The sequence below is a fragment of the Massilia mucilaginosa genome (genome assembly GCF_011682145.1).
GTDB lineage: Bacteria > Pseudomonadota > Gammaproteobacteria > Burkholderiales > Burkholderiaceae_D > Telluria_A > Telluria_A mucilaginosa.
Genome location: NZ_WHJH01000069.1, coordinates 1 through 19361, shown reverse-complemented (window position 1 = coordinate 19361; position 19361 = coordinate 1). Strand labels below are relative to the sequence as shown.

Here is a 19361-nt window from a genome sequence, read left to right as displayed (position 1 = left end):
CGCGCCTGCGTAACGGTCTTGCCATGCATGGCAAGACTCCTTGCTCTTCCACTTTTAGTCCTCTGGAAGCGCTTCTTCGCGCCACTGCAGGCCATCGCGTCCGATCAACGCGCTGGCCGCGGCAGGCCCCCAGGTACCGGCGCTGTACGGAATCGGCACGCTGTCTTCCTGGTCCCAGTGATCCAGGATCGGTTCGACCCATTCCCACGCCGCTTCCAGCTCGTCGCCGCGCATGAACAGGGTCAGCTGGCCGCGCAGCACGTCCAGCAGCAGGCGCTCGTAGGCATCCATGCGCGGGGTCTTGAACTGCTCGCGGAAATCGAGTTCGAGTTCGGCTTGTTTGAGGCGCATGCTGTCGCCCGGCGTCTTGGCCATCAGGTTCAGCGACAGGCCTTCGTCCGGTTGCAGGCGGATCACCAGGCTGTTGGGCTGGAAGCTGCTGGTCGGCTGGTTGAAGATCGAGTGCGGAATCTGCTTGAAGCGCACCACGATTTCGGCCAGGCCGTCGGCCATGCGCTTGCCGGTGCGCAGATAGAACGGCACGCCGGCCCAGCGCCAGGTATCGATTTCGGCCTTGATGGCCACGAACGTTTCGGTGCGCGACTGCTGCGGCGCATCCGGTTCGTCGCGGTAGCTCGGCACGGCCTTGCCATCGACGTGGCCGGCGCGGTACTGGCCGCGCACGATGTTCTGCGCCAGCGTGGTCGGGGTGAAGCGCTTGAGCGAGCGCAGTACCTGCAGCTTGGCGTCGCGCACGGCGTCGGGCGCGATCGAGGTGGGCGGTTCCATGGCGACGATGCACAGCAGTTGCAGCAGGTGGTTTTGCAGCATGTCGCGCAGGGCGCCGGAGGTGTCGTAGTAACCCATGCGGTTGCCCACGCCGATTTTTTCGGCGATGGTGATCTGCACGTCCGAGATCCATTCGCGGCGCCACAGCGGTTCGAACAGGATGTTCCCGAAGCGCAGGGCCAGCAGGTTCTGCACGGTCTCTTTGCCGAGGTAGTGGTCGATCCGGTAGATCTGCGATTCGGCGAAGACCTTGCCGACTTCGAAGTTGATCTGCTTGGCCGATTCGAGGTCGCGTCCGAGCGGCTTTTCGAGCACCACGCGCGAATTGGCGGTGGCAAGACCGGCGGCGGCCAGGTTGTCGCAGATTTGCGCGAACAGGTGCGGCGGCGTGGCCAGGTAATAAACGCGGGTGATCTTGTCGTCGTTGCGCAGGGCTTCGACCAGGGCCGGGTAGGTGGCGGCGTCGGTGGCGTTGAGCGAGACGTAGACGATGCGCTTGACGAACTTGGCCCAGCCTTCCTCGACCAGCTTTTTCACGTGCGGCTTGGAGGTGCTCTCGACCGTTTGCAGGAATTCTTCTTGCGAGATGTCGTTGCGGCCGACGCAGATGATGCGGGCGGTCTGCGGCAGGTCGTTGGCGACATCGCGCGCGTACATCGCAGGGAGCAGCTTGCGCATCGACAGATCGCCGCTGCCGCCAAAAAGAACGAGGTCAAAATCGGTAAGAGCCATAGTATGTGATCGCTGAAAGTAGGGGGCCGGATGATGATGCCGCTAGTTGCCGACGGCTGGCGCACGCAAGGGAGCACAAGCAGAACGGGTAGCGAAGCTGTTTGTGTAAATTTACTACATATATAGGGGGTTCGCAAGAAATTTTACTACGGATTTCCAGATCAAGCCGCTTGGATGCGGCTTCCCGAAAACATAAGGATGCCGCAAGGTCGGCGCGCGCCGCGCTGAGAACCTTGATTGGAACGGATGAGGAGCGAGGGCCGCACGGCCTGCCTGTCCCCATCCCCGGAGCACAGCCCTTTCAAGGTATGTGCAACCGGCATGTTACCGAATCGAATCGTCGACATGCTCCCCTACTTTTCGGAGATCCATCATGCAAGCAATCCACAAACGCAAGGCCGCCCTGGCCGCCCTGCTGGCCGCCGCCGCGCTCGCCCAGCAACAACACGGACATGCCGATTTCTGCGCGCCGGAGACCAAGGCGACGCCGGTCCTGAGCACCAGCGACTTCACGGAACTCGACCGGCAACTGGCCGCAGCCTGCCAGGGGACGAAGGCCTACCGCAACATCCGCAGCGCCATCCGCGCCGGTTTCGTTCCCTGGACGCCGTCGTTCCACGGCCACGGCACGCACTGGGTGCAGCGTCCGGAAAAAGGCTCGCTGGGCTATGCGTTCGACCCGGGCGGCCCGAAGGGCTCAATTACGATGCCAGAGGCCGCCTGTGGGCTGTTTTCTTCTATTCCGGGCCATCGCCGACCCGCCTGAATGGCGAAAAATATCCGCCGGGGGACAGTTCCGTGCCGTTCGCGCACTTGTATGGTGAGGGATTTTCCGGCGAGCAGGACGTCTGGCACCATCACAACGGCGTTTGCTTCACCGGGCTGAACTATGAACGTCCCGCCCTCGATGCGCGCAAACTGGTGTTCCGGCAGTCGCTGAGTCCGAAACAGTGCCTGCCGGCGAGTGCCGTCGCGCAAGGCTTGCCGGTCGCGCCGGATGTCAAGTGGACGCCGCAATTCCACATGCTGCATGCCTGGATCTACGCGTTGAATCGCTGCGGCACCTTTGCCCATGCGCATCCGGATCTTGCACCGGGTTCCCCGCCGCTCGAAAGCAGCCTGCCGACACCGGACGTCGATCCGCAGGACCCGCATCCGGCCTATCCGTTCGCAAGGGGGAGCATGTGCTCCTGGCTGGGCGAGCTTGGCCAGGTGCCGGCGTTCTGTGCGCAGCAGAAGTAAGCACATTGGCGGCCTGCGGGCATGGCCTGCTTACTTCACCGGCAAGCGGATCGTAAACGTGGTCCCCTTGTCCTTGCCCGCACTGGCCACCGACAGCGAGCCGCCGTGCAGCTCCACCAGGTGCCGCGCAATGTACAAGCCCAGTCCCAGCCCGGCCGCATTCGCGTGGCGCTGAGATTGAAGGCTCCGAACACGTGCGGCAGATCGTCGGCCGCGATGCCCTGGCCCGAATCGGCCACGGCGATTTCGACCTGCTCGGCGCCCTCGCTGATCGCCACCCGGATGGTGCCGCCGCGCGGCGTGAACTTGATCGCGTTGAACAGCAGATTCCACAGCACCTGCTGCAAGCGCCGGCCGTCGGCCTCCAGCTGCACGCGCTCGCCGTAGTCGACCGGCGTGACCACCAGCACGATCTCCTTTTCGCTGGCGCTGCCTTCCACCGTTGACAAGGCGTCGCGCAGCACCTGTCCCAGCATCACGGGCGTGCGCGTGATCGACATTTGCCCGGTCAGGGTGCGCGCGGCGTCGATCAGGTCGTCGATCATGGCCGCTTCCTGGCCGATGTGCACGCGCATCGCCATCAAGCCGCTTTCCACCTTGGGCGGCAGGTCGCTCACGGTTTTGAGCAGCACTTCGATGCGCATCGACAGCGCCGACAGCGGTGTGCGCATCTCGTGCGACACCGTGGCCAAAAACAGATCGCGCGCTCGGTTGACGCGATTGAGTTCTTCGATGGTTTCGCGCTGGCGGTCGATCGACCCGGCCAGCGTTTGCAGCAGCGCGCCGTAGGTGGCCAGGCGCGCCTCGGACACGGGCGACTCGAGCCGCACCTCGCTCCACAGCGCATTGCCCGACACGCCCACTTGCGCGCCGATGGCTTCGCACGCCATGGGCGAACTGAAGTCGTTGAAGCGCCAGCCATACACCAGCACCCCGTACACCTTGCCGAACTGGGTCAGCGCCAGGCTGCACATGCGCATGCCGTGAAAGCTGCTTTCTTCGGCGCTCCGGCCGGCGAACACGCGCGCGGTGGAGGAAGCCACCAGCGGCCCCACCTGGCGCCAGCCGCGCACGTCGTACAGCGACACCGTCAGGCCGCTGGCCTGCGAAAACTGGGTCAGCGGCGTGACCCATTCGTCCCAGTCGATGCCGGCATCGCTGGCGACGGCCAGGTTGATCATGTTGGATTATCGGTCGGCAGGTCGACCGAGTCGGGCAGGGGGGCGCCGCGCGCCACGGCGTCTTCGATCAGAGGACTCTGGCGCGACGGCGAGCGCGAAAGCAGGCCGTAATACGAGGAAAACGGCAGTTGCGGCACCACCCCGGCCGGATCGGCATAGCCGCCTTCTTCGTCGAGCAGCTGCAAGCCGCCTTCGGCGATCACGTATTCGCGCGTTATCTGGCGATTGCGGCTGCCGCGCACCTTGGGCACGGCGATCGCGCGCCGCAGCACGGTGGAGATTTCGACGTAATTGAGCAGGATGATGTTGTCGACCAGGTGCGAGCCCTTGAGCTCTTCGCTGATCTGCGAAATGCCGAGCAGCTCGGGGCTCTCGTAATTGAAGATGATGGTCGCCAGCCGGTTCTTGAAGAAGGTGGCCAGCGCGTACAGGTAGTCGGCCACCTCGGTCGGGCTGGTCATTTCGTACACCGCGCACGAGTCGAAGACCACGCAGTCGATGCCCTTTTCCTCGACCAGCTTGATGATGCGGTCGAAGTGGATGTCGAGTTCGAGTTCGAGCGGCGACTCGTAGTGGATGAACAGCTCGCCCTTGTCGATCAGGCCGGCCAGGTCGAAACCGAGGGTGGCGGCGTTGCGGATCAACTGGCGCGGGTGTTCGTCGAGGCTCACCAGCAGCGTCTTGTGGCCGGTGCCGATGGCGGCGGTCAGGAACTGCACGCTGAACACCGTCTTGCCGGTGCCCGAGATGCCGCTGACCATGGTGACCGAGCCGGCGTACAGGCCGCCGTCCATCATCTCGTCGATGGCTTTGGAGCCGGTCGAGATGCGCTGGTCGGAGGTTTGCTGGTCGTTCAGGCTGATCGGGCGCGACTGCGCGCGGCGGTAGACGTGCACCCCGCGTCCGCCTTCGATGCGCATGGTGTGGCTGCCGGCGATGAAGTCCTGGCCGCGCGACTTGAGCACCGTCAGGCGCCGGTGCACGCGGCGGCGGTGCTCTTCGCGCGTGAGCGAGATGATGGTATCGAACACGAAGCGCTCGTGCGACGGCACCGAACCGAGACTTTCGTCGCGTTCGGCGGTGACCATGGTGGTCACGCCCATGCGCGCCAGGCCTTCGATGAGCAGGTGCACGTCTTCGCGGAACGGCTTGTCGTGCACTTCGGCGTACAGGCGCATGGGCGTGAGGCCGTCGATCAGCAGGCGCTTGGCGCCGATCGACTTGAGGGCGTCGGCAAAGGCGCCGTCGGCGTTGCGGAACTCGCTGAGCAGCACGGCGGGACTGGTCTGGATCACCTTGATCTTGCCGGCGTCGATCAGGCCTTGCAGGTCCCAGTTGAAGCCCGAGGCGTCGCGCAGCAGCTTGGCCGTATCGAGTTCGAAGGACACGATGGCGCCTGGTTCGTCGTACAGGGCCGCACCGGCGTAGATGAATCCCAGGCCGAACGTGGTCTTGCCGGTCCCGGGCGCGCCTTCCACGATCAGGTTATTGCCGCGTGGGAGTCCCCCGAGCAGTACTTCGTCCAGTCCGGTGATGCCTGTGTTGACCAGCATGTTCAAGTGACTTCCTTCAGTGTATTTTATGCATTCCTAATTGCACACTAGTTTATCACCCGGCATCGAATCGTTTCAGCACAACTGCCATTTTGCCGTGCATCGTTGTTAGAAGGTATATTACCCGGCGGAATCGGTGCTTCGATGGCGACTAAACGACAGGATGGTTATGAAATACTTGGTAATACTGGGATTGCTGGCCGCCGGTCCGGCCTGTGCGGGCGGGTTGGATGACATGAAAGCGGCGCTGGGCCTGTTGCAGGGCCAGGGCACGTTGCGGGCGGCGTACGAGGTGCGCGAGACGCACACGGAATTCGACGCCAAGCCGCTCAAGGGGCCGGAAACGGCGATGGCGGCGGCGCAGGTGGAGGAGGATGCGACCGGACTGGAGATCCGCTGGGACCGCGGGCTGCTCAAGCGCGCGGCGGACGAGGCGAGCGTGGCGAAGGGGGCCAAGCGCAAGCAGGCCTTGTCGCAACTGGTGGGATCGAGTTCGGCGCCGCGCCTGGCGATGGCGATGAATTACGCACCGCGTTTGCTGCAGTCGCTGTCGATTGCGCAGTTCAAGTCGGAGCGTGCCGATACCTATCAGGGCAAGCCGGCCAGGCTGGTGGAGCTGGTGATGGCGCCGCAGGAAGAGGTGAACCAGAACGTCAGCATCAAGGAAAATACAATCGAGGCGCGCTTCTGGCTCGGGCCGGACGGCGTGCCGCTGGGGGCGGTGACGACGCACACGGTCAGGGCCAAGCTGATGGTGTTCATGTCGTATGAGAAGACCACGAAGGAGGAGTTCACGTTCGGGGTGGTGAATAACCGGCTGGTGGTGCTCAAGCGCGAGATGCAGGGGAAAGAGAAGGGACCGGGGACGGAGAATGAGTTCAAGAATTTGTATACGATGACGCCGAAGTTGTAGGCGTATCGTAGCAGTCGAAGTAGCAAGCAGCAGTAGCGCACATCGCTTACCCGAGCACCGTCTTCCCCGCCTTCGCGGGGAAGACGGTCTTGAGACCAGAGGTCCATCATATTATGGCTGGTACGCGTATTCCTCCCGTCCCGCAACATCCACCTTCATCGACAGCACGCAGCCATTGAGCGGATAGCGCTCGCGCTCCGCCTCCGGCCGCCCGTGGCTGGCGCTGGTCACATACAAGGTGCGCAAATCGTCGCCGCCGAACGCAATCATGGTCGGGCACTTGACCGGCAGCTTGACCTCGCGCAGCAGTTCCCCGGAGGCCGCAAAGCGCAGCAACCGCGCGCCTTCGAACATCGCGCACCAGTACGCGCCTTCGCTGTCGACTGCGGCGCCGTCAGGCCGTCCGCCGTAATCATCGGCCTTTTTATCGGCCGAAAACAGCTGGAACGTCTCGCGCGCCTTGGCCTCGCCGCCGGCCACATCGAAGCGATAGCGGTCGATCCTGTGCGATGCGGTGTCGGCGTGATACATCGCTTGCCCGTCCGGCGTGAAACCGAGTCCGTTCGAATTCATCATCCCGCCCGACCATTTGAGGCTGACAACGCCTTTCTCCAGGCAGAACATCTGCGCCGCCTGCCGGTCGCGCGGCTCGTAAATGGTGCCGACCCAGAAGCGCCCGGCCGCATCGACGCGGCCATCGTTAAAGCGCGTGGTGGCGGTGTCGTACGGTGCGGGAGCGATGTCGGCTACCGCGTCGGCTACAGTGCCGCTGCCGGTGTCGAGGTGCACGAAGCCGGCGCGCGTGGCCACCACCAGGCCGCCGCCGGCGTGGATTGCCAGTGCCGCCGGTTCGCTGGCCATGCGCCACTCGCGGTGGGCGCCGCTGGCCGGGTGCAGCGCGTGCACCGTAAAGCCGCCGATGTCGACCCAGTACAAGGTCTGTTCGCCCGCATGCCAGAGCGGGCATTCGCCCACCAGCATCGGGGTGTCGTAAGCGACTGCGAGGTTGTCAACCACAGCGTCGGTGCCCATTACACCGCCGCCCTGGCCATGGCGATCAGACCATTGGTGGAGCTGTCGTGCAGCGCCGGTTGCGGCTCGCCGGTCAGTTCGGCCTCGATCTTCTTGGCCAGCACCTTGCCCAGTTCAACGCCCCACTGGTCGAAACTGTTCACGTCCCAGATCACGCCCTGCACGAAGGTCTTGTGCTCGTACAGCGCAATCAGCGCGCCGAGCGTGTAGGGCTTGAGGTACTCCATCAGAATCGTGTTGCTCGGACGGTTGCCGGGGAAGGTCTTGTGCGGCGCCAGCGCTTCGATTTCGGCCAGCGACAAGCCCTGCGACTGCAAATCGATGCGCACTTCGTCGATGGTTTTGCCGCGCATGAAGGCTTCGGACTGGGCGAAGCAGTTCGCCAGCAGCGCGGCGTGGTGGTTTTCCAGCTCGTGGCCCGGGCGCAGCGCGGCGATGAAGTCGATCGGCGTGATGTCGGTACCCTGGTGCAGCAGCTGGAAGTAGGCGTGCTGGCCGTTGGTGCCGCAATCGCCCCAGATCACCGGACAGGTCGGCGTGTCGACCGGCTGGCCGCCCTTGGTCACGCGCTTGCCGTTGCTTTCCATGTCGAGCTGCTGCAAATACGCCGGGAAGCGGTTCAGGTCCTGGTGGTAGGGCGCGATCGAGACCGAGCCGCAACCGAGGAACTGGCGGTTCCAGAAGCCCACCAGCGCAAGCAGCACCGGCATGTTGGACGCCAAGGGCGCCTGCTGGAAGTGCTGGTCCATCGCGTGCGCGCCGGCCAGCAAGTCGCTGAAGTGGCCGAAACCGACCGCCAGCGCGACCGGCAGGCCGATCGCCGACCACACCGAATAACGGCCGCCGACCCAGTCCCAGAACGGGAACATGTTGGCCGGGTCGATGCCGAAGGCCTTGATCGCTTCGGTATTGGTGGAGACGGCGACAAAATGGCGCGCCAGCGCGTCTTCGCCCGCGTGCCGCAGGAACCAGGCGCGCGCGGTCTGCGCGTTCATCATGGTTTCGGTCGTGGTGAAGGTCTTCGAGGCGATGATGAAGAGCGTGGTTTCGGGATTGACCTTGCCGAGCGCGGCGTCCATGTCGTGGCCGTCGACGTTGGAGACGAAGTGCATGGTCAGGCGCGGGTGCGCGTATTGACGCAGCGCCAGGCAGATCATTTTCGGTCCCAGGTCGGAGCCGCCGATGCCGATGTTGACGATGTCGGTGATCGGTTTGCCGCTGTGGCCAAGCCAGGTGCCGGCGCGCACGGCGTCGGTGAAGATGCGCACCCGGTCGAGCACTTCGTGCACGTCGGCGTTGACATCCTGGCCGTCGACCACGAGCGGCGTGCCGCGCGGCGCGCGCAGGGCGGTGTGCAGCACGGCGCGCCGTTCGGTGAGGTTGATGCGCTCGCCGGCGAACATGGCGTCGCGCTGGGTTTCGACGCCGCGCTCGCGCGCCAGGTCGGCCAGCAGTTCAAGCGTGCGCCCGTCAAGCCGGTTTTTTGAATAGTCTAGGAACAGGCCCGCCGCATCGACGGTCAGTTTCGGGAAACGTTGCGGGTCGGCGGCAAACAGGCCGCGCAGTTCCCAGTCTTCGGCCTCGACGGCGTGCGTTTCGAGGGCCTGGAAGCTGGCGGTGGAGGTGAGGGCAGGCTGGCGCATTGGTACTCGCTGTTCGGTTGGTGGGAATCGGGTGCCGGCCGCGCGGCCAGCGCATCGAAGAAGATGATCGAATAATACAGAAATTCACGTAAATTCACTACAAAAAACTGGCAGCCTTAACTAGTCGAACGCGTGCCTTTATAGATGTTGCCAGCCATCTTCATCGACTGTTCATTGGCAACGGATGACCAAAGTGAGCAAGTCGGGTGACCAAGATGTATGGTTCTGGGAGATTTTGTAGTAAAATTTCACGAAATAAATTCATAAGGAACGACCATGGCGTTGCATCCCGTAGTTGAATCGGTCACCAAACGCATCATCGAACGCAGCCGTCCATCGCGCGGCGCGTACCTGGCGCACCTCGATGCGGCGCGCGTCGACGGCCCGCAGCGCGGCGCGCTGTCGTGCACCAACCTGGCGCACGGCTTCGCGGCCTTCCCGGCCAACGACAAGCTGATTCTCAAGCAGGTCAAGAAGCCATCGGTGGCGATCGTCTCGGCCTACAACGACATGCTGTCGGCGCACCAGCCGTTCGAGCACTTCCCGGCCATTATCAAGGATGCGGTGCGCGAAGTCGGCGCGGTGGCGCAGTTCGCCGGCGGCGTGCCCGCCATGTGCGATGGCGTCACTCAGGGCCAGCCGGGCATGGAACTGTCGCTGTTTTCGCGCGACGCGATCGCCATGGCGACCGCCATCGCGCTGTCGCACAATATGTTCGATACGGCGGTGTACCTGGGCGTGTGCGACAAGATCGTGCCGGGCCTGCTGATCGGCGCGCTGCACTTCGGCCACCTGCCGGCGGTATTCGTGCCGGCCGGGCCGATGACGACCGGGATGTCGAACAAGGAAAAGGCGCGCATCCGCCAGCTGTACGCGCAGGGCAAGGCCACGCGCGACGAGCTGCTCGAATGCGAGTCGCAGTCGTACCATGGCGCCGGCACCTGCACCTTCTACGGCACCGCCAACAGCAACCAGATGCTGATGGAGATCATGGGCCTGCACATGCCGGGCGCCGCTTTCATCACCCCCGGCACGGCGCTGCGCGACGGCCTCACGCGCGCCGCGGCGCAGCGCGCGGTCGCCATTTCGCAGCAGGGCGGCAGCTACACGCCGGTGGGCCAGATCGTCGATGAAAAATGCATCGTCAACGCGGTGATCGGTCTGCTCGCCACCGGCGGCTCGACCAACCACACCTTGCACCTGGTGGCGATCGCCAAGGCGGCCGGCATCGTGATCGACTGGAACGACTTCAACGAGCTGTCGGCGGTCATTCCGATGCTCACCCGGATCTACCCGAACGGCGACGCCGACGTGAACCACTTCCAGGCCGCCGGCGGCCCCGGTTTCGTGATCCGCGAACTGCTCGACGCGGGTCTGCTGCATGACGACGTGACCACCATCCTGGGCAAGGGCTTGCGCGCGCACTGCGCGGAACCCTTCCTCGATGGCGACAAGGCGATCTGGAAGGAGCTGCCCGCGCTGACCGGCGACGACAGCGTGCTGCGCCCGGCGGCGGCGCCGTTCGCGCGCGATGGCGGCATGATCCTGGTGGCCGGCAACCTGGGCCGCGCGGTGATGAAAATCTCGGCGGTCAAGGAAGAACACCGCATCGTCGAGGCGCCGGCACTGACCTTCAATTCGCAGGAAGACTTCATGCACGCTTACACGGCGGGCAAACTCGATCGCGACTTCGTGGCCGTGCTGCGCTTCCAGGGACCGCGCGCCAACGGCATGCCGGAACTGCACGCGCTCACGCCGGCGCTGGCCAACCTGCAGGACGCCGGCCGCCATGTGGCGCTGGTGACCGACGGGCGCATGTCGGGCGCCTCGGGCAAGGTGCCGGCGGCGATCCACGTCTCGCCCGAGATCCTGGCAGGCGGCCCGCTCGGGCTGGTGCGCGACGGCGACATCATCCGTCTCGACGCCACCACCGGCACGCTCGAAGCCTTGGTGCCGGCGGCGGTGTGGGCCGCGCGCTCGCAGGCCACGGCCGACCTGTCGTCCAGCCATATCGGCATGGGCCGCGAACTGTTTACCATGTTCCGCAACGCGATCAGCGAAGCCGAGAAGGGTGCCACCACCTTCCCGCTGCCATCGCCGATTCCTACCACCGTGTCGCTGCACGACACCGCCGACATTGGCGATACCGTGCCCGGCTCCGACGAAGACTTTTTGATCAAGAACCCAAAATGACCATGACCCTACTCGACATCATGCGCTCGGCGAGCGTGATTCCCGTAATCGCCATCGACGATCCGGAGCACGCCGTACCGCTGGCAAAGGCCCTCGTTGCGGGTGGCATCCGCGTGCTCGAAGTGACCTTGCGCACCGCGCACGGCCTGGGCGCGATCCGCGCGATGGCGCAGGTGGAAGGCGCCATCGTCGGCGTCGGCACCCTGACCCAAGCCGATGAATTCGCGGCGGCGCGCGACGCCGGCGCGGTGTTCGGCGTTTCGCCGGGCCTGACCCCGGCCTTGATCGAGGCCGCGCGCAAGAGCGGCCTGCCGCTGCTGCCGGGCGTGATGACGCCGTCGGAAGTGATGGCCGCGCGCGAAGCGGGCTTTCGCCAGCTCAAGCTGTTCCCGGCGGTGCCGGCGGGCGGCGTGGGCATGCTCAATGCGATCGGCGGACCGTTGCCGGACGTGACGTTCTGCCCGACCGGCGGCATCTCGATCGAGACGGCGCCGCAGTTTTTGGCGTGCAAGAACGTGGCCTGCGTGGGCGGTTCGTGGCTCACGCCGAAGGACGCGATCGTCGCCGGCGACTGGGCCCGCATCACCGAGCTGGCACGGGCGGCGTCCGCACTGCGTTAAGGCGCGGCCACGTGCGACCTTGCTGGCGCGGCAAACCAGGGCGTCCCATGACGCCTGGTGAAATCAGGATGGCGTCGACCTTGTTCGGCGACGCCATCGATTACGCGCGGGTGGAGGTGCACGCGCGGCGCTACCTGCCGTTCGGGCTGCAGCCGAAAAACTGTGCCATGACGCCCAACGGCACCATCTACTTCGACAAATCCCGTTGCCTGCCCGATTTTTCGGCCGGTAACGAGCACACGCGCCACTGGTTCATGCACGAAATGGTGCATGTGTGGCAGCACCAGCTGGGCTACCCGGTGTGGTGGCGCGGCGCGCTGCGCATCGGCTTGAGCTATGCGTATGAACTGGCGGCGCACAAGACACTGGCCGATTTCAACATGGAGGCGCAGGGCGACCTGCTGGCCGACTATTTCGTGCTCAAGTTCCTGCGTTCGTCCAAGGCGATGGAGCAGCAGCGCTACGCGCGCAGCCTGTCGCTGTTCGAAACTGTGCTGGCCGGCTTCCGGCAGGATCCGGCCGGCCGCAATCATTTGCCCGGCGCGCGCCGCTAACCTTGCGACCAGCCGCTGTCGGCCCAAAACCGGCGGTTTGAAAAACCAAGCTTACTCCATGAAAATCAATACGCGACTTGCTTGCGCAGCGGACAAGGACACCATTTGGACGCTCTACGAAAGCGCGCTGAGAGCGCACATCGAATCCATCTGGGGATGGGATCGACTCTGGCAGCGAGACGACTTCAATAAAGCATATGTTGCTTCATCAAGCTATATGGTCGAGCTTGATACTCAGCTTTGCGGTTATATCCAGCTCGACGTCAATGACGCCGACGTCTATCTGCGCATGCTCGTTCTGACGCCGGCTGTCAGATCAATGGGGATAGGGGCTGCCTTGTTACAAAAAATCCTGGAATGTACTCATCGTTCAGGTCGTCCGCTGCACTTGCGCGTGTTTCGTGTCAATGGCGGCGCGAAACGGTTCTATGAGCGGGAGGGGTGGGTTGTCGACACTGCGGATGACGCATTTTTTACAATGACGCACCCGCTCAATCAGGTCGCCGGCATGCGTCGTTCTACTGTCGCGCTTGTCCCGGAGCGTTTTGAAGTCAGCATTGACGTCTAAGCAGGGTCGATAGAAAGCTTGCGGGGCAATGTCCGCTTCGGGCATCTGATAGTGTGCTCATCGCGGTACGTAGCGCAGCGCCACCGCGCCCGAGGCAAACTCGCGCCGGCCCACCAGGGCCAAGTCCAACATGCGCGGCAAGCCGGCAAACAGGGTCGGTCCGTGGCCCGCCACCCTGGGATGCACGATGAGTTCATACTCGTCGATCAATCCCATTTCCGCCAGCGCCCGCGGCAAGGTCACCCCGGCCGTATACAAGCCATTGCCGGGTTCGCGCTTGAGCGCTTCCACGGTGGTGCGCAGGTCGCCGCGCACCAGTTCCGCGTTCCAGTCCACGCTCTCCAGGGTGCTTGACACCACATATTTTTTTGCCGCGCCGATGGTGCGGGCAAAGGGCGCCGTCCAGTCGGGCCGCTCGCCCTGCGGCGCCGGTGTACGCCATGCGGCTTCCATCATTTGATAGATCACGCGGCCGAACAGCAGCGCATCGGCCCGGGCCAGGGTCTCGGCCGCATGGCGATGCAGTTCCGCATCGGGAATCCCAACCCGGTGGTCGCAGCACCCATCCAGGGTGAGATTGATGGAGTAGCGCAGTGGCCGCATGGTTTCTCCTTGCTGTAGGTGTCATGTCCCGAGCCGGCGCCAGGTGAACAATCAAATCGCGCCCTCCCGCAGCGACAACTATACAGCCTGACGCTGAACGCTCGGCGCCTCACCGTCGTCAATTCATCCGCCGTGACCCCCGCTGCGCTTTGAGTCGGACAAATTCCCTGATCCTGCGTCAACTCCCACATGACGTTTCAGTATGTGCTCAGTCAACACTGCGCAGAGGAAGCTCTTTACTCTTGGTATTTACTTACTGAATCTTTTCTGGGGGAATTTTTTCATGCGACCCAATCGGCTGATCTTGTGTGCTGTCGTGGCTGCCACGTGGTGCGTGAACGTGTGGGCGGCACCGCCTGTCGGGGAACTCGATGTGCGGATGGGAAGCGGAGGCGCGCCGTGCTTTACGGTTTTTCAGAAAGACGAGCGCCGTTTCGGCGCGCCGGAATTTCGTTCGATCAGCGTGAACGAGATGACGGCGGCAGGAAAGTCCTTGATGTGGGCCATGACGATTCCCCCGGAACGGCCGTTTCTGGTCACGTTTCGCCTGTGCATTCCCTATGCGGGGCGCTTACCCGTGTTGCCGAAAACAACAGCATTGCCACTTCAGCCGGGCAAGGTCTATGAGGTGCTGATCGAGATCAAGCCACCGATGCTGCCCAGCGCGCCACGGGCCTATCGGGCCAGGTTTTGCCTGAGCGGCAAGGCGGGCGGGGCGGGACAATTTCGCACGGTCAACAGCGGGGCGGTGGATGGCAAGGGGCGGGCCGGGTGCGCTGGGTAGGAATTGAACGCGCACGTTGCCCGGCAAACGTCTTGAAGTGCTGTGCTTCAACATATTTTTGGGAAATTTAGCTTTCCCCACAACACGTTTTCTGCATTATTGTCTCGCTTCTTGATGTGTCTGCGTTCGCTCAAACCAGCGCTGCTTTCATTCCACTACTGTCAGTTAAATATTCCAAGCGGAAATACTTCAAACCGACAACAGTGGGCTGGCCATGGCGACGATCTCCTTTTCTGAATGCTTGCAAGACTCGGTGGGTGACCGCCAGCATGGTCGGCTCTTGCGCTTGTCATTTCCGCACGACGACGGCCCCTTCGCGCCGCTGCTCGTCAATCAGCTTCATGCGTCGGAAGGCTTGTCCCGGCCGTTCGAATTCATCGTCGAGCTATTGTCGGGCGACCCCGGCATTCCACTGAAAGAAGTTCAGGGAAAGCTCATGTGCATCGAGCTGGTGCGCAAGGATGGCAGCCTGCGCTATTTCTCGGGACGCGTATTTGGTTTTTCTCTGAAACGTGTCGATGGTGGTGTGTCGTTTTACGAAGCCCGGCTGGCGCCATGGTTTAAGTATTTGAGCCTGCGCAAGGATAACTACCTGTTTCACCACACTTCGCTGTACGAGCAGGCCCGCAGCATCTTCGGGGACTACGCAAATTTGGCCGATTGGGATTGGCGGGTCCAGGGGGCCAACGGCGTGATGACCGATTGCTGCCAGTTCGACGAGACCGACAGCAATTTTCTGGAACGGCGTTGGGCTGCCGCCGGTATTTTCTATTGGTTCGAACACAGTGCCACTGGCCACAAACTTGTGCTATCCGACGACTCAAGCGCCGCCCCTGCCATCGACGGGTGCGATCCGGAGATACCGTTCCAGCGCCATGGCGGCGCTGTCGAGGAGGACGGCATTGCCGAGTGGTCGCCGGGACGCCAGATCACGGAGGGCAGCATTGCCCTGGCTTCCTACGACTTCAAGGCGCCGCAGCCGGCTTTCACTTCCCTGCCGACGGTTCATCGGCAAGGCCAGATATTCCATGTTGAGTCCTACGAATACACGGGTGCGTTCGGGTTCAAGGATGGCGGCGATGCGCGTTCTCTGGCACAGACCCGCATGGAAGCGCTGGAAGCGAGCGGCAAGCACTTCAAAGGCGCGGGCAACTGTCGCTATGCCATGCCAGGTCGCTGGTTCCGGCTTACCGGTCACTTTGATCGCGGGACGACGGATCAGGACCAGCAGGCAAGAGAATTCCTGATCGTCGAGCTGATTCATAGTGCAAGCAATAATTACCATGTGAGTTCGACGGCACCGTCCCATTACGAGAATACACTGGTCTGCGTGCGAAAAATCGTGCCGTGGCGCGCACCGCGCAGTCATCACAGCAGCGAGACAAAAATCCACGGCATTCAGACCGCCACCGTCGTCGGTCCTGCCGGTGAAGAAATTCATACGGATACCTATGGCCGTGTACGCGTGCAGTTTCATTGGGACCGCGCGGGGGCCAATGATGAAAAGAGTTCGGCCTGGATCCGGGTCGCGACGCCATGGGCTGGTGAGAATTTCGGCATGGTGTCGATTCCGCGCATCGGGACGGAAGTGCTGGTGCAGTTCATGGATGGAAATCCGGACCGGCCGATCATCACCGGCATGGTGCCGAATGCGAATACCCTGCCGCCGTGGGCGCTTCCGGCGAATAAGACCCAGAGCGGCATCCTGTCGCGTTCGACACCCGGCGGCAAATACGATAACGCGAATGCCTTGCGCTTCGAGGACAAGAAGGGGCAGGAGCAGTTGTGGCTGCATGCGGAGAAGGATCAGTTGACCGAAGTCGAGCACGACGAGGATAAATGGGTCGGCAACGACCGGCGCAAGACGATTGACCGTGACGAAACCAGCCTCATCAAACGCGACCGGACCGAAACGGTTGACCGGGATGAAACGATCACGGTGCATAACAATCGTACTGAACGCGTCGACCACGATGAGTGTATCAGTATCGGCGGCAACCGCAGCGAACAAGTCGGCATCAATGAAACGATCTCCATCGGCAGCAACCGCACTGAAACCGTGGGCAAGAGCGAAGCGATCAGCGTTGGCGTAAACCGCAGCAAAACGGTTGCTAAAAACGAGAAAGACAAGATCGGTAAAAACTGGTCGATCAATGTCGCGCGGATGAAGACCGAGACGATCGGCATGGCATCCATGCAGAACGTTGGCATGGGCCGCATCGACACCGTCGGCATGGCATACAACCTGAACGTGGGCATGATCATGGCGACGGTGGTGGGACGCAGCCAGACGACCAAGGTCGGCAAGGTCGTGTCGGTCAATGCCGGCGAGAAGATCGAACTGGTGTGCGGCAATTCGAAGTTCGTCATGACGCCGGACGCGATTTACCTGGAAAGCAAAGACATCCATATCAAGGCGAGCGGCAAGGTCCATGTCGACGGGCCGGCCGATGTGCTTCTCAATTCCGGAAGTGCGGAAAGTGCCCCGGGGAGCGATGGGGAGAAGGCCAAATGACGGCCCCGGTCCCTGCGGACGACAGCCGCGCCGCGAGCAAGGCCACCATCGTTAACCACACGGGCGTGCCGCATTTCTGGTTTCAGCAGACAGGCCCGCAAGGGGGGCGCCTCGATGTGCTTGTGGTGCGCGCGACGTTCGATTTTGCTGCGCAAGGCGACACCATCACCCTGGCGCAAGAACAACATCCTGTCGTTGCTGGCGATACGTATGCCGGGCCGGCATCGAGCGATCCGCTGCGCTCGGTGATACAGGAAGACGGCGACCTGGTGCCCTATAAACCCGGCACCGACATTCTTGTCAGCGGCCACGCACGCGCCCCGGGTGGACTGGCATGTGCGCAGTGGATCGCCGGGATACGCGTTGGGACGCTCAAAAAGCTGGTGCGCCTGCATGGTCCGCGCCAGTTCCGCAAGCATGCGTTTGGCTGGCGCCTGGGACCGGCTTCGCCTGTCGAGTCCGTCTGTCTGGACTACCGGCTGGCGTACGGTGGCTGCATTGACGTCGCGGCCGCACTCACAAGCGATGGCGAGTCCGACACGATCAGGCACAGCGCCAATCCGGCCGGCATTGGCTGGTTACCCACCTCAGGCGATTACAGGCATCTGAGCCGGGCTGGCCGCACATCTGTTGCGCGCTGGGTGGCTGAACAAAAGGTGCTCGCTGCTCCCCAGATCGAGGCGCCGCTCGATCCCGTCACCCACCCTTTCTCGCGCTTGCCGCCACAGGGATTGAGCGCCATTGCGCGCTGGTGTACGCCGCGCGTGGACTATCAAGGCGACTTTGACGCGCACTGGCGCGCCAACCGGAATCCGCTGCTGCCAGAAAATTTTGATGCGCGGTACTTTCAAAATGCCCCTGCCGACATGGTGATGACCCCGCACCTGCGCGGCGACGAAACCGTGACCATGACAGGTTTGCTCCCGGATAAAACGGACATGGTTTTGCCCGGATGGATGTTCATTGTTGTTGTCCGGCTTGCCAGCGGAGGCAACGTGATCAGCATCCCGCTGCTCGATACCCTGCGTTTCGATCTGGATCGACGCCAGGTATCGATGGTGTGGCGCACGCATTTCTACGACGACGATCCGGTGGTGGACATGGCGATTGCGGTTACCGCGTCGGACCAGCCGGAAGCGCAACCATTGAGCGGGGTGGATGATGGGGCAAACCCGACATATCGCGCACGCTGAGGGATGGCTGGCTGTCGCCACGGAGCCTGACCTGTGCAAGGTGGGCAAGTGCGTGGTGGCGTTTAACAGCTTCGCGCGGCTCGATCACAAGTATTCGGCATCGCCGGATGTGAAGGCGCGGGGGACGCCGGTATACCGCGTCGGCGATCTTTTCAAGAATACGCAAGCGAACGCGGGTGCGCACATTATATCCGGCACATCGCTGAGTACTGGCTATCTCCAGATACTGGAGGGTCATTCCAACGTCAAGGTCAACGCAATACCTGTAGCGCGGCACGACAGTGCCTGCCGCATCAATTGCGACAGCACCGGCGCGGGCGGTGCGCGCGGGCAGATCGTGACGATGACCAAGACTGTTGCGCCGTCGGTGGCGAAACCAGCCGCCGCGCCGCGTGTCAGCAAAAAACTTCTTCAATTAAAAGCGCTGCGGGACGCATTAAGTAGCGGGCGTATGAATCTGGATGTGACTGACGGCCTCTTCGATTTCGATCGTGCAAATGCGATGTTGAGCGGATGGATTAGCGAACTGCAAGGAACTGCAGGAACCGCCAGCGATTGGGATGCACAGCTAGGACGCGCAGCACTCGGCGTTACGAAGGACTTTGTCATGGGCATCAGCGAACTTGCCTATGAAGCTGTTAAAGCCGTGCCCAAGTTGGCTCGCGAGATGACACCGACGGGAGCGGTGATTGCTACCCTGGACCGGCAGATACTTACCGAGGAAATCAGCCTGGGAAATGTCGATGCCTCGAGCATAACGAAGGATTTGTTGGGCATGGCCAAGGCAATCGTTAAGCCCGTGACCGATCCATGGATGAAGGGGCAGTACGTTGAAGCGACGGCGCGGGGCGGGATCGAGATCCTCACTTTTTGGAGTGGCGCATCCAAGGCGAAAAAGTTGTTGGATCTGGCGAACGCCAAGGGTGCGGCGGCGGCAACTACTGCCAGTTCCCCAGCCACCAAAGCCGCAATTACCCCGGCTTCTACAGTTGCAACGACATTGCCGGGCGGTGTATATATTTCGCTTGCGCCAAAGAGGGCGCGTCCTCCACCTAACGGATTCGATGGACCAAACGGATACAAGACACTCGGAATTGATAAGGGGGCGATTATGACGCCTGGTAACTGTTCAGCCTGAGTGACGATGAAATATACATGTTGTAAACGCCGGACGCTTCGTTCATCATAGCGGCATGGCAAACAAGCTCCCGCGTCCCGACCTTTCCAAGCTTTCCGAGTCCGACAA

16 protein-coding genes and 1 pseudogene are annotated in these 19361 nt (G+C 62.7%); 11 read left to right on the top strand and 6 right to left on the bottom strand.

The features are described 5' to 3' along the window. Nucleotides 1-54: 54 nt before the first annotated feature. Nucleotides 55-1521 carry a glucose-6-phosphate dehydrogenase gene (gene zwf, locus F2P45_RS30705; protein WP_166882017.1) on the bottom strand — a complete coding sequence of 489 codons (1467 nt, stop codon included), beginning with the start codon at nt 1519-1521 and terminating at the stop codon, nt 55-57. Nucleotides 1522-1894: 373 nt separating this feature from the next. Here zwf and F2P45_RS30700 point away from each other — a divergent pair, with 373 nt between their 5' ends. Continuing rightward, nucleotides 1895-2287, top strand: coding sequence for a hypothetical protein (locus F2P45_RS30700; RefSeq protein WP_166882016.1), 393 nt, complete (start codon nt 1895-1897; stop codon nt 2285-2287). Nucleotides 2288-2319: 32 nt separating this feature from the next. After that, nucleotides 2320-2763 carry a hypothetical protein gene (locus F2P45_RS30695; RefSeq protein ID WP_166882015.1) on the top strand — a complete coding sequence of 148 codons (444 nt, stop codon included), beginning with the start codon at nt 2320-2322 and terminating at the stop codon, nt 2761-2763. Between the two features lie 30 nt (nt 2764-2793). On the opposite strand, the pseudogene F2P45_RS30690 reads toward F2P45_RS30695, so the two are convergent. Both F2P45_RS30690 and F2P45_RS30685 read right to left on the bottom strand, forming a co-directional pair. Further along, nucleotides 2794-3653 (bottom strand): annotated as a pseudogene (locus tag F2P45_RS30690) (sensor histidine kinase). Nucleotides 3654-3940: 287 nt separating this feature from the next. Further along, entirely contained in the window at nt 3941-5497 is a 1557-nt protein-coding gene (locus F2P45_RS30685; RefSeq protein ID WP_166882013.1) for an ATPase domain-containing protein, read from the bottom strand. Nucleotides 5498-5666: 169 nt separating this feature from the next. On the opposite strand from F2P45_RS30685, the gene F2P45_RS30680 reads away from it, so the two are divergent. Continuing rightward, nucleotides 5667-6410, top strand: coding sequence for a hypothetical protein (locus F2P45_RS30680; RefSeq protein ID WP_166882012.1), 744 nt, complete (start codon nt 5667-5669; stop codon nt 6408-6410). A 111-nt stretch (nt 6411-6521) separates the two neighbouring features. On the opposite strand, the gene F2P45_RS30675 is transcribed toward F2P45_RS30680, so the two are convergent. Then, on the bottom strand, nt 6522-7442 hold the full coding sequence (locus F2P45_RS30675) for an SMP-30/gluconolactonase/LRE family protein (RefSeq protein WP_229505398.1): 921 nt from the start codon (nt 7440-7442) through the stop codon (nt 6522-6524). Next, a complete protein-coding gene (gene pgi / locus F2P45_RS30670) occupies nt 7442-9085 on the bottom strand; it encodes a glucose-6-phosphate isomerase (RefSeq protein ID WP_166882011.1) in 1644 nt (547 codons plus the stop codon). Before pgi ends, F2P45_RS30675 begins: the two co-directional genes overlap by 1 nt. A 276-nt stretch (nt 9086-9361) precedes the next feature. On the opposite strand from pgi, the gene edd reads away from it, so the two are divergent. Genes edd through F2P45_RS30650 form a run of 4 tightly spaced genes read left to right on the top strand, consistent with a single transcriptional unit; the run spans nt 9362 to nt 13020 of the window. After that, a complete protein-coding gene (gene edd / locus F2P45_RS30665; protein WP_166882010.1) occupies nt 9362-11278 on the top strand; it encodes a phosphogluconate dehydratase in 1917 nt (638 codons plus the stop codon). After that, entirely contained in the window at nt 11275-11898 is a 624-nt protein-coding gene (gene eda, locus F2P45_RS30660) for a bifunctional 4-hydroxy-2-oxoglutarate aldolase/2-dehydro-3-deoxy-phosphogluconate aldolase (RefSeq protein ID WP_166882009.1), read from the top strand. Before edd ends, eda begins: the two co-directional genes overlap by 4 nt. Nucleotides 11899-11945: 47 nt before the next feature. Then, nucleotides 11946-12452 carry a Rhs element Vgr protein gene (locus F2P45_RS30655; RefSeq protein ID WP_223164859.1) on the top strand — a complete coding sequence of 169 codons (507 nt, stop codon included), beginning with the start codon at nt 11946-11948 and terminating at the stop codon, nt 12450-12452. Nucleotides 12453-12510: 58 nt separating this feature from the next. Then, nucleotides 12511-13020 (top strand): GNAT family N-acetyltransferase, encoded by a 510-nt coding sequence (locus tag F2P45_RS30650; RefSeq protein ID WP_166882008.1) that lies wholly within the window; start codon nt 12511-12513, stop codon nt 13018-13020. Between the two features lie 57 nt (nt 13021-13077). Here F2P45_RS30650 and F2P45_RS30645 read toward each other — a convergent pair whose 3' ends face one another. Continuing rightward, the gene (locus tag F2P45_RS30645; RefSeq protein ID WP_166882007.1) at nt 13078-13623 is read right to left on the bottom strand and encodes a dihydrofolate reductase family protein; all 546 of its coding nucleotides are present in this window, start codon (nt 13621-13623) and stop codon (nt 13078-13080) included. Nucleotides 13624-13906: 283 nt separating this feature from the next. Between F2P45_RS30645 and F2P45_RS30640 the strand changes: the two genes are divergently transcribed. The 4 genes from F2P45_RS30640 (at nt 13907) to F2P45_RS30625 (ending at nt 19253) form a co-directional block, all read left to right on the top strand. Then, nucleotides 13907-14407, top strand: coding sequence for a hypothetical protein (locus F2P45_RS30640; RefSeq protein ID WP_166882006.1), 501 nt, complete (start codon nt 13907-13909; stop codon nt 14405-14407). A 214-nt stretch (nt 14408-14621) separates the two neighbouring features. Then, nucleotides 14622-16922, top strand: coding sequence for a type VI secretion system Vgr family protein (locus F2P45_RS30635; RefSeq protein WP_166882005.1), 2301 nt, complete (start codon nt 14622-14624; stop codon nt 16920-16922). After that, the gene (locus tag F2P45_RS30630) at nt 16919-18115 is read left to right on the top strand and encodes a DUF2169 family type VI secretion system accessory protein (protein ID WP_166882004.1); all 1197 of its coding nucleotides are present in this window, start codon (nt 16919-16921) and stop codon (nt 18113-18115) included. Before F2P45_RS30635 ends, F2P45_RS30630 begins: the two co-directional genes overlap by 4 nt. Beyond that, entirely contained in the window at nt 18081-19253 is a 1173-nt protein-coding gene (locus tag F2P45_RS30625; protein WP_166882003.1) for a DUF4150 domain-containing protein, read from the top strand. Before F2P45_RS30630 ends, F2P45_RS30625 begins: the two co-directional genes overlap by 35 nt. Nucleotides 19254-19361 lie beyond the last annotated feature (108 nt).